The organism is uncultured Devosia sp., from assembly GCF_964244875.1.
Lineage (GTDB): Bacteria > Pseudomonadota > Alphaproteobacteria > Rhizobiales > Devosiaceae > Devosia.
Map to the genome: position 1 here is coordinate 24,264 of NZ_CAXTKA010000005.1, position 14,221 is coordinate 38,484.

General features: G+C 62.1%; 15 protein-coding genes. 10 read left to right on the forward strand and 5 right to left on the reverse strand.

All coding sequences use genetic code 11. The features are described from left to right. Positions 1–68 precede the first annotated feature (68 nt). Complete coding sequence (locus ACFE8X_RS07715; RefSeq protein ID WP_375450878.1) at positions 69–386, forward strand: hypothetical protein; 318 nt, start codon at positions 69–71, stop codon at positions 384–386. 141 nt (positions 387–527) lie between these two features. After that, on the forward strand, positions 528–1,694 hold the full coding sequence (locus tag ACFE8X_RS07720; protein WP_375450879.1) for an alpha/beta hydrolase: 1,167 nt from the start codon (positions 528–530) through the stop codon (positions 1,692–1,694). A 61-nt stretch (positions 1,695–1,755) separates the two neighbouring features. On the opposite strand, the gene ACFE8X_RS07725 is transcribed toward ACFE8X_RS07720, so the two are convergent. Then, positions 1,756–2,013 carry a YjhX family toxin gene (locus tag ACFE8X_RS07725; protein ID WP_375451055.1) on the reverse strand — a complete coding sequence of 86 codons (258 nt, stop codon included), beginning with the start codon at positions 2,011–2,013 and terminating at the stop codon, positions 1,756–1,758. Between the two features lie 289 nt (positions 2,014–2,302). Between ACFE8X_RS07725 and ACFE8X_RS07730 the strand changes: the two genes are divergently transcribed. Genes ACFE8X_RS07730 through gatB form a run of 4 tightly spaced genes read left to right on the forward strand, consistent with a single transcriptional unit; the run spans position 2,303 to position 5,134 of the window. Continuing rightward, positions 2,303–2,617 (forward strand): chorismate mutase, encoded by a 315-nt coding sequence (locus ACFE8X_RS07730; RefSeq protein WP_375450880.1) that lies wholly within the window; start codon positions 2,303–2,305, stop codon positions 2,615–2,617. Between the two features lie 14 nt (positions 2,618–2,631). Further along, positions 2,632–3,144 (forward strand): GNAT family N-acetyltransferase, encoded by a 513-nt coding sequence (locus ACFE8X_RS07735; protein ID WP_375450881.1) that lies wholly within the window; start codon positions 2,632–2,634, stop codon positions 3,142–3,144. A 5-nt stretch (positions 3,145–3,149) separates the two neighbouring features. Continuing rightward, positions 3,150–3,635 (forward strand): GNAT family N-acetyltransferase, encoded by a 486-nt coding sequence (locus tag ACFE8X_RS07740; protein ID WP_375450882.1) that lies wholly within the window; start codon positions 3,150–3,152, stop codon positions 3,633–3,635. Further along, a complete protein-coding gene (gene gatB / locus ACFE8X_RS07745) occupies positions 3,632–5,134 on the forward strand; it encodes an Asp-tRNA(Asn)/Glu-tRNA(Gln) amidotransferase subunit GatB (RefSeq protein WP_375450883.1) in 1,503 nt (500 codons plus the stop codon). Before ACFE8X_RS07740 ends, gatB begins: the two co-directional genes overlap by 4 nt. Here gatB and ACFE8X_RS07750 read toward each other — a convergent pair whose 3' ends face one another. From ACFE8X_RS07750 to purM, 4 genes are all read right to left on the reverse strand, one after another. Beyond that, the gene (locus tag ACFE8X_RS07750; protein WP_375450884.1) at positions 5,135–5,785 is read right to left on the reverse strand and encodes a carboxymuconolactone decarboxylase family protein; all 651 of its coding nucleotides are present in this window, start codon (positions 5,783–5,785) and stop codon (positions 5,135–5,137) included. It abuts the gene before it with no gap. 13 nt (positions 5,786–5,798) lie between these two features. Next, positions 5,799–6,689, reverse strand: coding sequence for a DMT family transporter (locus ACFE8X_RS07755; RefSeq protein WP_375450885.1), 891 nt, complete (start codon positions 6,687–6,689; stop codon positions 5,799–5,801). Positions 6,690–6,907: 218 nt separating this feature from the next. After that, positions 6,908–7,495 (reverse strand): phosphoribosylglycinamide formyltransferase, encoded by a 588-nt coding sequence (gene purN / locus ACFE8X_RS07760; RefSeq protein ID WP_375450886.1) that lies wholly within the window; start codon positions 7,493–7,495, stop codon positions 6,908–6,910. Then, positions 7,492–8,568 carry a phosphoribosylformylglycinamidine cyclo-ligase gene (gene purM, locus ACFE8X_RS07765; protein ID WP_375450887.1) on the reverse strand — a complete coding sequence of 359 codons (1,077 nt, stop codon included), beginning with the start codon at positions 8,566–8,568 and terminating at the stop codon, positions 7,492–7,494. The genes purN and purM overlap by 4 nt, the downstream gene beginning before the upstream one ends. 132 nt (positions 8,569–8,700) lie before the next feature. Between purM and ACFE8X_RS07770 the strand changes: the two genes are divergently transcribed. Genes ACFE8X_RS07770 through ACFE8X_RS07785 form a run of 4 tightly spaced genes read left to right on the forward strand, consistent with a single transcriptional unit; the run spans position 8,701 to position 14,218 of the window. After that, complete coding sequence (locus ACFE8X_RS07770) at positions 8,701–9,789, forward strand: AI-2E family transporter (protein ID WP_375450888.1); 1,089 nt, start codon at positions 8,701–8,703, stop codon at positions 9,787–9,789. A 4-nt stretch (positions 9,790–9,793) separates the two neighbouring features. Further along, positions 9,794–10,522, forward strand: coding sequence for a hypothetical protein (locus tag ACFE8X_RS07775; protein ID WP_375450889.1), 729 nt, complete (start codon positions 9,794–9,796; stop codon positions 10,520–10,522). Continuing rightward, complete coding sequence (locus ACFE8X_RS07780; protein WP_375450890.1) at positions 10,515–12,686, forward strand: RNA degradosome polyphosphate kinase; 2,172 nt, start codon at positions 10,515–10,517, stop codon at positions 12,684–12,686. Before ACFE8X_RS07775 ends, ACFE8X_RS07780 begins: the two co-directional genes overlap by 8 nt. Further along, on the forward strand, positions 12,683–14,218 hold the full coding sequence (locus ACFE8X_RS07785; RefSeq protein WP_375450891.1) for an exopolyphosphatase: 1,536 nt from the start codon (positions 12,683–12,685) through the stop codon (positions 14,216–14,218). Before ACFE8X_RS07780 ends, ACFE8X_RS07785 begins: the two co-directional genes overlap by 4 nt. The last annotated feature ends 3 nt before the right edge of the window (positions 14,219–14,221 follow it).

Below are 14,221 nucleotides of genomic sequence, written 5' to 3' on the forward strand. Positions count from 1 at the left end.
GTGCGCTAGGGTTCGCCCCAAAGCGCAACACATTAGGCAGGCAACCTGCCGCTGCTTCAGGTGATTGGATGGCCGTGGATATCTTTACCTCGCTCGACTGGTCCGAGCCGCCCAAGGACATGAGCAAGCCGCTGCAAGCGCTGTGGTGGCTCAAGAAGGGCAATATGCGCGTCGGGCCCGAGTGGGAGCAGGCGCATACCATCGTTCAGGCGATGGAAGGCGTGCAGGCGTTCGATTGGGTGCATGCATTGATGCACTGGATCGAGGCCGACATGGGTAACGCAGATTACTGGTATCGCCGCGCCGGCAAGAAGCGGGCGACAGCCAGCGTTTCGGCTGAATGGGAGCATATCGCGGCCGAACTCAGCGATGTGACGCGCCACTAGACCGGCTCAAGGAAACACAAGCCCACGCAACTTAAGTTGTCTAGACCGCGACGATCGTTCACGTTTCGGAGGCTTGGGAACAGCCCATGAAGCTTGTCGTTAAGGAGGCAGCGTCCCCCTTTCCCAATGACGAGAAAAGCAATGCAAACCCAGTTTTTTCGCCCGGCCGAGCTGTCGCTGATGGCGCTCGCGACGGCCCTTATGCTCACCGGCTCCGTGTTGGCGCAGGACGCTGCCGTACCTGAACCGATGCCGGCGGACGCCGCACCCGCCGATGCTGCAGCGCCTGCCAGCGATAGCAGTGACCTGGCTGAAACCGACGATAGCGGCACGATGGAACGAGCGCATCCGGAGATGAAGATGGTGCTCGAAAAGCTGATGGAGCTTGGCGCCAAGCCCGTCCATACGCTGAGCGTTGAAGAAGCCCGCCTACAAAAGACTCCCGCGGATGCCGTGGTGGGCGTGTTGGTGGACAAGGGGGAAAGCGCAGCCCCCGAAGCCGTGGGCAGCTTGAAGGAAATCACCATTCCGGGCGCCGAGGGAAACCTGAAGGCGCGGGTCTATACACCGGCCGGCGAGGGGCCGTTTCCGGTCATCGTCTATTTTCATGGCGGCGGCTGGGTGATTGCCGATCCGGTCGTTTACGATGCCTCCGAGCGGGCGCTCAGCAACCAAGCCAATGCAATCGTGGTGGGACCGTATTACAGCAAGGGTCCTGAACACCGCTTTTCCGCGGCGCAGGACGATGCGATCGCAGTCTACAAATATGTGGTCGAGAACGGGGGCGAATGGAATGCCGATACGGACCGGATCGCGGTTGCGGGTGAAAGCGCCGGCGGCAATCTTGCGGTCAACGTCGCCATCGCCGCGCGCGACCAGAAACTGCAGACGCCGGACGCAGTGATTGCGGTTTACCCGGTCGCCGGGGCTGACCTCAATACGCCGTCCTATATCGAAAACCAGAATGCTACGCCGCTGGGCAAGGCGGATATCGAATGGTTCGTCGAAAATTATGCCAACAGCATGGACGATACCAAGGACACGCGGTTCGACCTGGTGCATGCCGACCTGAGCGATTTGCCACCGACGACGATCATCGGTGCGGAAATCGATCCGCTGGCTTCGGAAGGCAAGACGCTGGCCGATAATCTGACCGCGGCCGGTGTGGAAGTGAAGTATCAGCTTTGGGATGGCGTGACGCACGAATTTTTCGGCATGGCCGCCGTGGTGCCCGAAGCGCAGGAAGCGCAGGATTTTGCCGGCGAAAGCCTGCGAGCGGCGTTTGGCACGATAGCCGTATCACCCTAGCGCGGCGCTTGCGGATGCGGACAAGGCCGGGCATTGCCCGGCCTTTTTACGTGCCGCACGGTCAGCGATTGTCGTATTCGCTCCTGACCAGTTCCAGCCCGCGGCGGGTAATCCGATAAGGCTGTCCGCCGGTAGACTTGATGGCCTTTTTCGCCTTCAGCTTGCGGAATAACAGCAAGCTGCAGTTGCTGATCAGCCAGCCGTCGCGGCTGAAGAACTCCAGTCCAATGGTCTTGCCATGGTCGTTTTTGAGCAGCGCAATGCGGCCGCCCTGCGCCAACGCGTGCAACACGCGCTGTTCGTCTCGAGAGATATCCATTTTGATTGTTGGCCCGAAATGCGGGCGGGGTGCCTTGACCCAACGGCCCGCGAACAAACGTCATCCGTCGGCGGCATCGCGCGCGCCGGCAGATTGGTTCACTCATGCCCCGTCGCAGATGGACGGGGCGCTAGCGGGTCTCGGACTGAGTAGACATGGGCAGAACCTTGTTGCCACTCGAGAATAGCGCCGTCATGCAACGCTTGCCAGATTAGGCAATCGGAGCGGTTGAAATTGGGGCGGTGCCGGTGCAAACCAGCAACAGCAACAAAGCCGCACTGGAATTGCCGTGACCGAACCCAAGCCGCCCGCCCACTGCCAGACCAAAGAAGACGTTCGCGCCGAAATCGACCGGGTGGACCAGGCATTGCTGGCGCTGTTTGCGGAGCGGCATCGCTACGTGACCCGAATGGCGCAGATCAAGACCGACCCGCACGAGGCGCGCGACCCGGTTCGCATCGAAGCCATCATCGACAAGCTACGAACACGCAGTTTGGCCCTTGATCTCGACGAAGATCAGGCCGAACTTATCTGGCGCACCCTGATCGACTGGAATATCAACTACGAGAAGGGCATCATCGCGGCGCGCCGACGCGCCGAATAGGGACAGAGGTTGTCATGGCGGGCATTTTCATCCGCAAGGCCGAAAGCGAAGACGCGCGCAGGCTCGCCGATATCGCCTACCGCGCCTGGGAAAGCGGCATCCTGCCGCTGTTGACCGAACAAACCGGCATGCGCCAGGCCGAACAGCGCCGGCTGGCCCAGGTGGTCGCCGAAACGCTGGGGCGCATCCTGGTGGCCGAGGTCGACGGGATCGTCGTCGCCTGGTGTTCGCGGGCGCATCGGCGAGCCTATATTCCATATCTGTTCGTGATGCCCGAACTGCAGGGCCACGGCCTGGGCAGCATGCTGCTGCGGCGCATGGAGGTGATCCTGGAGCTGGAAGGCGCCGAGCGCGTGCATCTGGAGACGCCGGCAGACAACGTCCTGGCGGTGCGGTTCTACGAAAAGCAGGGCTATCGCATTCTGGCGATGCGGCCGGACGGACGCGCCGCGCACGAGCCCTTCATGAGCGTACGGCTGGAAAAAGTGCTGCATCCGTTCGATGGCGTCGTTACGGATGAGGACTGATCCGATTGACGATCGTCGTTAGAAGAGCGCGGCCCGGAGAGGGCAAGGCGCTTGGCGCAATCGGCTTTGCAGCATGGGCGGCGAGCCAATTTGCCATCAACGACAATAGCCGCGCCGATCGAACGGCACTGCGGGCCGATTTCGAAAAGATCGGCAATGATGATCCAGACGCGATTCTCGTTGCAGAGATCGATGGGCAGCTTGCCGGATGGGGCGCATGCGAAGACCGAGACCAACGCATTTCGGACCTCTGGGTCGCGCCGGCATTCCAGGGACAAGGCGTTGGCAGCACGCTACTTGGTGCTTTGGAGGCCGAAGTGGCGGCGCTAGGTCTGTTGCAGGCGGAGTTGGAGACGCTGGCCAGCAACAGCGCGGCAATCGGTTTTTACCAGAGGCATGGATTCGTTGTCGCCTGGCGTGGTGAAAAGTTTTCCACAGCACTCGGGTATGCCATAGACAAAGTTGGAATGAACAAGAGCCTCGCCCCATGACCCTTATCGACACGCGCATACCCAATCCGAAAAGCTTTATTGCCGGTTCGACGGGCGATTGGGAAATCGTTATCGGCATGGAAGTGCACGCGCAGGTGACCAGCGAGAGCAAGCTGTTTTCGGGGTCCTCGACGCTGTTCGGCAATCCGCCCAACAGCAATGTGTCGTTCGTGGATGCGGCAATGCCGGGCATGCTGCCGACGATCAACGAGGAATGCGTGCGCCAGGCGGTGCGGACCGGATTGGGGCTCAAGGCGGCGATCAACAAGCGCAGCGTCTTCGATCGCAAGAACTATTTCTATCCCGACCTGCCGCAGGGCTATCAGATTTCCCAATTCAAGGATCCCATCGTGGGCGAGGGCAGGGTGGTCCTCGACATGGGAGAGGACGGCGAGATCGAGATCGGTATCGAGCGGCTGCACCTGGAGCAGGACGCAGGCAAATCGATCCATGACCAGCATCCGAATATGAGCTTTGTCGATTTGAACCGCTCGGGCGTGGCGTTGATGGAAATCGTGTCCAAGCCCGACCTGCGTTCGGCCGAAGAGGCCAAGACGTATCTGAGCAAGCTGCGCACGATCCTGCGTTATCTGGGGACTTGCGACGGCAATATGGAGCAGGGCTCGATGCGCGCCGACGTCAATGTGTCGGTGCGCCGGCCGGGCGGCGAATTCGGGACGCGCTGCGAAATCAAGAATGTGAACTCGGTGCGGTTCGCCGGGCAGGCGATCGAATACGAGGCGCGGCGGCAGATCGATATCCTGGAGGATGGTGGCAGCATCGATCAGGAAACGCGCCTGTTCGATCCCAAACTGGGCGAAACGCGCTCGATGCGCTCCAAGGAAGAAGCGCATGATTATCGCTATTTCCCCGACCCCGATTTGCTGCCGCTGGAGTTCGACCAGGCGTTTATCGATGCCCTGGCGGCAAAGCTGCCGGAACTGCCGGACGAGAAGCGGGCGCGCTTCATCGCCGACTATGGCGTCTCGGCCTATGACGCGATGGTGCTAACGCTGGATCGCGAAGCCGCCGATTTCTACGAAACCACGGTAAAGTTTGGCGGCAAGGCGCGCGACGGCAAGCAGGTGGTCAATCTGATCATGGGCGATCTGTCGGCCTATGCGAACACGCAAGGCGTGACGTTTGCCGAAACGCATGTGACTCCCGCCCAGATCGCCGGCATCGCTGACCTGATCGCCGACGGCACGATCTCGACCAAGATCGCCAAGGACGTGCTGGCGCTGATCCTGGGTGAGGAAAAAAGTGCCGATCCGGCCGAACTGGTCGAGCGGCGCGGGCTCAAGCAGGTGACCGATCTGGGCGCGATCGAAAAGATCATCGACGAGATCATCTCGGCAAATCCTGACCAGGTGGAAAAGGTCCGGGCCAAGCCGACGATTATCGGCTGGTTCGTGGGCCAGGCGATGAAAGCTTCGGGCGGCAAAGCCAATCCGCAGGCGCTGAACGAGCTGATGAAGCAAAAGCTGGGGATCGAATAATCAGGTTGGCTTGCCGACGGTCATTGTCGCGCGAAACTTTGGATCCTCGTCCAGGAACGTGGGTTCCGGCATGGCGCCTACGGCATCGAAATAGCGACTCATGAAGCAGCGGAGCGAGGCGCAGAGCGCGATGTCGGCGATTTCGACATCGCTAAACGCCAGGGCGCGCAGCGCATCGATGTCCTTCTGGGTAATTTTTGAGGCGTCGCGCGCGATCTGCTCTGCATAGGCGAGCATGGCGACAGCTTTTACATCCAGACCGGCGGTGCGGAAATCGCGCTGGACTGCCAGGACCATCGCTTTGGAGCCCAAATCGGCAAGTAGGAGTCGGGCGTAGACATGGGTGCAATAGGTCGAGGGCACCTGCTTGGCGGCGATGAAGGTGATGAGACGCCAGTTGCGCGTTCCGAGCGAGAAATTGGCCTTCACCGCTCCAAAAAAGTGCTCGAAAATCGGCAGCATGTCGGGGCGCGCCGTCCAGCATTGCGTCGCCGCCATAAGCAAGCCGATACTGGCCACTTCGCCGCGATAGATATCGGCGACTTCGCCGGTGGCTTCATCGGCGGCAATCGTCTTCAAAAACATGGGTGGTTCTCGCTCCTGCTCACCAAGCCTAGCGCAGAACGGAACGTGCGTCAGCGTTGGAATCAAGGTTCTTCCCGGTTCAGGCCGCGAGCTTGCGGCGCATGGCGAGCAGGCGGCCATCGATCAGCAGAAGGCCGACAAAGACCACAAGCATGCCAAGCAACTGGATCGGCGGCACGGTTTCTCCGAGTAGCATTACGCCGAGGACAATCGCCGAAATGGGGGCGATGAACGTTGTCGTGGCGAAATTGGTGGCGCCGACGCGCGGCAGAACGCGGTACATGACCTGGAAGGTGAAAGCGGTGGAGAGCAGCCCGATGGCCAGAACGGCAAGCCAGGTCTCGGTTCGGGCCATGACAGGAATGCCTTCGACCACCAGTGCCAGCGGGGTCGAGACGATCGTGGCCCCGGTCAGCGCGATGGCGGCCAGGGCCGTCGGCTCGACGGAGCGAAAACTGCGCGTGATGTTGAGCGAAACGGCATAGCACAGCGTTGCGAGGAGGCAGGCACCAACCGCCCAGAGCTCGGATTGGCCACCCGACGACAGCGCGGGCGAAGCCAGGATCGTGGCCCCGGCAAAGCCCAACACGATTCCGGCGCCCTTGGCCCGATTGGCCCTTTCGCCGCCCGGCCAGAAATGGCTGACGATCACCGTCATGATCGGCGTTAGCGCGTTGACGATGGCGGCGACGCCGCTGGCGAGATTGGCCTGCGCCAGGGGAAACAGAGCGAATGGAACGGCGTAGGCCAGAACGCCGAGCGCGCAGAGCTTGAACCACAGCACCGGATCGGCTGGCAAGGGTTTGCGAAGCACGATCATCACCGACCAGCAGCCGAGCGCTCCGATCGCCACGCGCAGGGATGTGACCCAAAGCGGCCCGATCTCGCGGATGAGTATGGCATTGAAAATGAACGAGCAGCCCCAGATGGCGCCCAGCAGAATTATCCAGAACCAATTGCGCGGCGCCATGTCGTTTCTCCCAAGCTCGTAAACTATCCGGGCGCCGAGTCCGGGTCGAACCGATTTTGCCGATGGGAGCCATCATATCAAGTCATTCAACCAAGGTCGTTCGCGTCGCCGGTTGCCTTGGTTTGGTGCGGCATTTCTAGGGACTGGCGGCCGTACCACCGGCTAAATCCGGCCTGATATCCCGCCCCAAATGGACGGGCGCATGACGAGCGTGGCCGTCAGGGCAGGCTGATCTTCCCCTCGGCCAACAGCCTTAGCGCTTCGGGATAAATGCGGTGCTCGGCGGCAAGAGTGCGATCGGCCAGTGTTTGCACGGAGTCACCGTGAAGGACCGGAACTTGCGCCGACAGTATCGGGGCGCCTTCATCGAGGCCGGGCGTTACGAAATGGACGGTGCAGCCATGCACGGTGGCGCCATCGGCCAAAGCGCGGGCGTGGGTATCCAGGCCTTTATAGCGTGGCAGCAGGGAGGGGTGGATATTGATCATCCTGCCGGCCCAGCGGAGCGTGAACCGTGCACTCAAAATCCGCATGAAACCGGCAAGGCAGACGATATCGACCTCCCAGCTCTCAAGCACACGGGTCAGAACGTCTTCGAAGTCCTCACGGCTTGGAAACTGGCTTTGCGCCAGCGACGCCGTGGCAATTGCCTGGCGTGCAGCGAGGGCTAGGCCTGGTGCTGCAGCACGGTTCGATAGAACGCCGACGATTTCGGCGGGGTAGTCCGGCGCCTTGGCAGCCTCGATCAGCGCCTGCATGTTGGAGCCACGACCCGAGATCAGGATAGCGACGCGTTTGCGGTTCACAGGGCCAATTTACCCCGGAACGTCACTGGCTCGTCCGTCCGCTCGGTCAGCTCGCCGACGATGGCGGCGGTTTCTCCGGCGGCGTTGAGGTGGGCGACGAGCCTGTCGGCGTCCTCTGGGGCCACGGCGGCCAGCATGCCGACGCCACAATTGAAGGTGCGCAGCATTTCGCGTTCGCCGATCCCGCCGACGCGGGCGAGCCAGCCGAATACTCGTGGTACGGTGATGCCGGAAAGATCAATCTTGGCGGCCAGGTGGTCGGGCAGGACGCGCGGAATATTGTCGATGAAGCCGCCGCCGGTGATATGGGCCAGGGCCTTGATGGCCATGCCAGCCTTGAGGGCGGAGAGCAGCGGCTTGACGTAAATGCGGGTGGGCGTAAGCAGTGCATCGGACAGCGATTGGCTGGGGGCGAAGGGGGCGTCCATGTACCAGTCGATGCCGGATAGCTCGACAATGCGGCGGACCAGCGAATAGCCGTTGGAATGCACGCCCGAGGAAGCCAAGGCGACCAGCACGTCGCCGGCGGCAATGTCGGGGCGCGGCAGCAGCGTGCCGCGCTCGGCGGCGCCGACGGCAAAGCCGGCCAGATCATAATCGTTGCCGTGGTACATGCCGGGCATTTCGGCGGTTTCGCCGCCGATCAGGGCACAGCCGGCCAGGCGGCAGCCTTCAGCGATGCCGTTGACGATGGACGTGCCCTGGGCGACATCCAGTTTGCCCGTGGCAAAGTAATCGAGGAAGAACAGCGGCTCGGCGCCCTGAACGATGATGTCGTTGACGCACATCGCCACCAGGTCCTGCCCGATCGTGGCGTGGTTGCCGGTATCAATGGCGATCTTGAGCTTGGTGCCGACGCCGTCATTGGCGGCAACCAGCACCGGATCGATAAAGCCGGCGGCCTTGAGGTCGAACAGGCCGCCGAAACCGCCGATTTCGCCATCGGCACCGGGGCGGCGCGTGGAGCGCACGGCAGGCTTGATGGCTTCGACCAGGGCGTTGCCGGCATCGATATCGACGCCGGCCTGCTTGTATGAGAGCCCGTTTGATGGCAGGTTTTGCGGGTCGGACATGGGCCTCAATGCCAATTGGGGAAACCGGGCGCAACTGCGCGTTCTAAACTTCAAGCAGTTGAAGTTTCAGGCGCTGGCCGCTACGAGGCCTGATAGCTTCTCCACTGAACCGAAGCAAGGGTTGCCCGCCGCATGACACTGCGAAATCAAGTCCTGATCTGGATTGGCCTGCTGGCTGCCCTGGTGCTGGTGCTGTGGGTGTTCCGCGCCATCCTGCTCCCCTTTATCGTCGGGGCCGCCTTGGCTTATCTGCTCAATCCGCTGGTGAACCAGTTGCAGGCCTGGCGCATCAACCGCCCTTGGGCCACCACGATCGTGTTGCTGAGCGTGATCGCCATTGTGCTCGGCATCTTCACCATGTTCGTGCCGCTGATCGGCCAGCAGGTCATCGGGTTGATCCAGCGCATGCCGCAATATGTCGGCGACCTGCAAGCCTTGGTCGCGCGCTGGTCTCCTCAAATCAATGAATGGCTCGGGCCGGAGCGCGCGGCCCAATTGCAGGCCAGCATCAACGAACTGGCGCGGCAGGCGCTTGGTTTCATCGCCACCTTGCCGGGTGAACTGGTCAATATCGGGCTCACCGGCGCGGCCGTCATAGGCTTCACCGTGCTGACGCCCGTGGTCGCTTTCTACCTGCTGCTCGATTGGGAAGGCATGGTTCGCGGCATCGAAGGGCTGTTGCCAAAGGACCATAAAGGCGAGATCGACACGATCCTCAAGGATATCGACAAGTCGATGGCGGGCGTGATCCGGGGGCAGGGCGGCGTGCTGTTGATCGACGCGGCGTTCTACGCCACGGCCCTGAGCGTGATCGGGCTCAACTTCGGGCTTGTGGTCGGGCTCATCGCGGGCTTGATGAGCTTTATCCCCTTTGTCGGCGCCGTCTTGGGCATTGGCCTATCGGTGGGCATCGCCATCGTGCAGTTTTCGGGCGATCTGTTGATGGTGGGCATCGTTGCCGGCGTGTTCCTGTTCTGGCAGTTCATCGAGGGCAATATCTTGTATCCCAAGCTGGTGGGCTCCTCGATCAATATCAACCCGGTCTGGATGATGTTCGCGCTGCTCGCCCTGGGCGCGGTGTTCGGTTTTATCGGCCTGTTGCTGGCCGTGCCGATGGCTGCCATCGCCTCGGTGCTGGTGCGCTATGGCGTGCGCAAGTACAAGGAAAGCGCGCTTTACCTGGGGTCCAATGGTTCCGGCGGCGATCCTGGAACGATCTGAGTCAATGGTGAACGATCAGGTTTCGGGCCAATTGCCCCTGGCGTTTGGCCATGTCGCGGCGCATGGCGAGGGTGATTTCCTGGTCGGCGAGGGGAATGCCCTGGCGCACGGCCGCATCATGGCCTTTCCTCAATGGAGCGATCCGCTGACGCTGGTGCTGGGGCCGGCCAAATCGGGCAAGTCGCATCTGGCCCGGATTTTTGCGGATCGGAGTGGCGCGGCCTTTGCCGGAGTGGACGCGCTGGAGCGACTGGCGCGCGAGGGTGGGCAAACGCCGTTGGTGATCGAGGATGTCGATCGCGCCGGTTATAACGAGGCTGGGCTGTTCCATTTATTGAACCAGGCGATGCGCGACAACCGGGCGGTGCTGATGACCGCGCGGGATGAGGTTGCGCAATGGCCATTCAGCACCGATGATGTGCGCTCAAGGGCGCGGCGCGCGACCGTGTTCAGCGTGGCAATGAGCGATGACATGCAATTGTCGCAGATGTTCGTGAAACTGTTTGGGGACCGCCAGATCGCTGTCGATCCAAAGATCATCGGCTATCTGGTGGCGCGGATGGAACGCTCCACCGAGGAAGCCGTGATCCTGGCCGAGCTCATGGATCGACTGGCGCTGGCCAAAGGAACCGCCATTACCCGCAGCATTGCCGCAGATGCGCTCGACCGCCGCAGGATCGCGCGAGGTCATGCGCACCAGGACGACGACCAGGACGAAGCAAACGATGAATGAGATCAGCGAAATCGCCGAAGCCGATGTGAGCACGCCCGATATCGAGGAATTGCGCAAAAGTCCGGCCCGGTTCGTCAACCGGGAAGTGAGCTGGCTGCAGTTCAACATGCGGGTGCTGGAGGAGGCGGGCAATGTCCATCATCCGCTGCTGGAGCGGCTGCGGTTCGTGTCCATTTCCGCCAATAACCTGGACGAATTCTATATGGTGCGGGTGGCGGGCCTCAAGGGACAGACTCGTGCTGGCCTATCCAAGCAGAGCGCCGATGGACTGACTCCCGCCGAGCAGCTCGAGGAAATCGGCACGCTGGCCCAGCACCTGCAACTGGAGCAGCAGGATCAGTGGCAGACGGTGCGCGAGGAATTGTTCGCGCAGAACGTGGTGATCCACGAGGCCGATGACCTGAGCGCCGACCAGGTCGATTACCTGTCCAAGCTGTTCCGCGAAGAAATTTTCCCGGTGCTGACGCCGATTGCGGTCGATCCGGCGCATCCGTTTCCGTTTATTCCCAATCTTGGGCTGGCGCTGGCGTTTGAATTGAACCGACCCAACCATGACCAGCCGCTGACAGCACTGGTGCGCATACCGTCCAATCTCGACCGGTTCATCAATCTGCCGGGCGGGCTGGTATCGGAGGGCCGCAGCGAAGTCGTGACCATCGATACGCTGGTCAAGCTGTTCTTTCACAAAATGTTTCCCGGCCATGAGGTGGTCGGCTCCGGTGCGTTCCGACTGATCCGCGACAGCGAAATCGAAATCGACGACGAAGCAGCCGATCTGGTGATCGAGTTCGAGACGGCGCTGCGCCAGCGCCGGCGCGGGCAGGTGATCCGGCTCGAGGTGGAAAGCACCATGCCTCGGGCGCTGAAGCGCCAGATCAGCGAGCAGTTGCGCGTCAAGGACGGCGATATCTTTGAGGTGCAGGGCTTCCTCGGGCTCGCCGATGCGGCCAAGATTTGCGACGTCGACCGGCCGGACCTCAAGTTCACGCCCTATCACGCGCGGTTCCCCGAACGCATCCGCGATTACAGCGGCGATAATTTCGCTGCGATCCGGGCTAAGGATATCCTAGTGCATCATCCGTTCGAAAGCTTCGACGTGGTGGCGCAGTTTTTGATCCAGGCGGCGCGTGATCCGGATGTGGTGGCGATCAAGCAGACGCTTTACCGCACCTCGGCCGACAGCCCGATCATCAAGGCTTTGGTGCTCGCGGCGGAGGCAGGCAAGTCGGTGACGTGCCTGGTCGAGCTCAAGGCGCGGTTCGACGAGGAAGCCAATATCCGCTGGGCACGCGACCTGGAACGCGCCGGGGCGCAGGTGGTGTTCGGGTTTATCGAGCTCAAGACGCACGCCAAGCTCAGCCAGGTGGTGCGCCGCGAAAAGGGCAAGCTGGTCAGCTATTGCCATATCGGGACGGGCAATTACCACCCGATCACGGCCAAGATTTACACGGATCTCAGCTATTTCACCATCGATCCGGCGATCACGCGGGACGTGGCGCGGGTGTTCAACTTCATCACCGGTTATGCGCGGCCGACGGAACTGGAGACCATCGCGGTCTCGCCGGTCAATCTTCGCGAGACGCTGATGGACAGCATCGCGCGCGAAATCGAATTCGCCCGCACCGGCCAGCCGGCCAGCATCCTGTTGAAAATGAACTCGCTGGTCGATCCGCAGATCATCGACGGGCTGTACGATGCCAGCCAGGCGGGGGTGAAGATCGATCTGATCGTGCGCGGCATTTGCTGCTTGCGGCCCGGTATCCCGGGCTTTTCAGACAATATCCGCGTCAAGTCGGTGGTTGGCCGGTTCCTCGAACACAGCCGCATCTACTGCTTCGGCAATGGCGAGGCGATGCCATCGCCGCGTGCCATGGTCTATATCTCCTCGGCCGATCTGATGGGACGGAACCTGGACGGGCGCGTCGAGGTTATGGTGCCGATCCTCAACAAGACCGTGCATAAGCAGATTTTGGACCGCATTCTGGTTGCCTATCTCAAGGACAACCAGCAGAGCTGGGAGGTGCTGCCGGATGGTAGCTCGCACCGGATTCGCATGGCCGAGGGGGATGAACCCTTTAACGCCCACGACTATTTCATGACCAATCCATCGCTTTCGGGCCGCGGCAGCGCGGGCCTGCACGAGGGTGACGAGGGCTTCGATTGAATTCCTTCTGGGGCGTCGATGCCGATCCAACGGCGCAGGGGCGAATAAAAGGCGCCCGACCCGTGGCGGTGCTGGATATCGGCTCCAATTCGGTCCGGCTGGTGGTTTATGAGCGGCATGCCCGGGCGCTGACGCCGCTTTATAACGAGAAATCGGCGTGCTCGCTGGGGCGAGGCATCGCGCAAACCGGGCGGCTGGCCGATGCCAATGTCGAGCGGGCGCTGACGGCTATCAAGCGTTTTGCGCTGGTGGCGCGGATGATGCGGGTGGGAAAAATTCATGTGCTGGCCACATCGGCGGTACGCGATGCGGCCAACAAGCGGGAATTCGTAGCGGCGGTTGAAGCCATCATCGAATCTCGCGTGCAAGTGCTCAGCGGTGAGCAGGAGGCTCATTTCGCGGCTCTTGGCGTGGCGGCCGGTATCGCCGATTTCGCCGGGATGGTGGGTGACCTGGGCGGGGGGAGCCTGGAGCTTTCCGCGATTACCGGGGGCGCCGATACCAATGGGGAAACCTTCGAGCTGGGCGTGATCCGGCTGCAGGACGATAGCGGCGGCTCGCCGGCCAAGGCGGTCGAGATCGTGCGCGAGCGGTTGGCGGGCTCGTCGCTGGCAAACAGCGGGGGCGGGGCATTCGCGGCCATCGGCGGCACGTGGCGGTCGCTGGCCAAGCTGCATCAAGTGCAACGCCGTTATCCGCTGCATATGGTGCAGCACTACGAGGTCGCGGCAGCCGACATGGTCGTGCTGTGCGACGAGATCGTGGCGGCCGGGTCGCTCAAGACCTATCCGGGTTCGGACAGCGTCAGTTCGTCGCGGCGCGACCTGGTGCCGTTCGGCGCCGTGGTGCTGGCCGAAGTGCTGCGGGCCGGGCAGTTCGACAGCGTGGTGTTTTCCGCTTTGGGCGTTCGCGAAGGGTTTTTGTACGGCCTGCTCGACCGGAGGGAACAGGGGATCGATCCGCTGATCCAGGGCGCAGAGGAGCTTTCGGTGCTGCGGTCGCGCTCGCCGGCCCATGCCAGCGACCTGATCGAATTCAGCAGTGAGTATTTGGCGGTTGCGGGGGTTACCGAAACCGCCGAGCAGACCCGGCTGCGGCAGGTGTCGTGCCTGCTGGCCGATATCGGCTGGCGAGCGCATCCTGACTATCGCGGTCTGCAAAGTGCGGACGCGGTGGCGCATGGGTCGCTGACCGGTGTCGATCATGCCGGTCGGGCATTTCTGGCCCATGTGATCGCCGTGCGTTACAATGGGCTCAAGCTCAAGGGCGTGACACAGCCGCTCGTGGGGCTGGCGGGCGCGGAAGGATCGCGGCGGGCCCGGCTGATCGGCGCGCTGTTTCGCGTGGCCTATCCGATGACGGCAGCGATGCCGGGCATCCTGCCGCGTATCCGGTTCCTGATCGAGGGCAATACGCTGGTGCTGGTGCTGCCGCAGGACCTGGCGTTTCTCGACGGTGAGCATCTGCAAGGCCGGCTGGAGCAATTCGCCGGCATCGCGGGCCACAAGAGCGCGAAAGTGCGGGTGGGCTAGCCG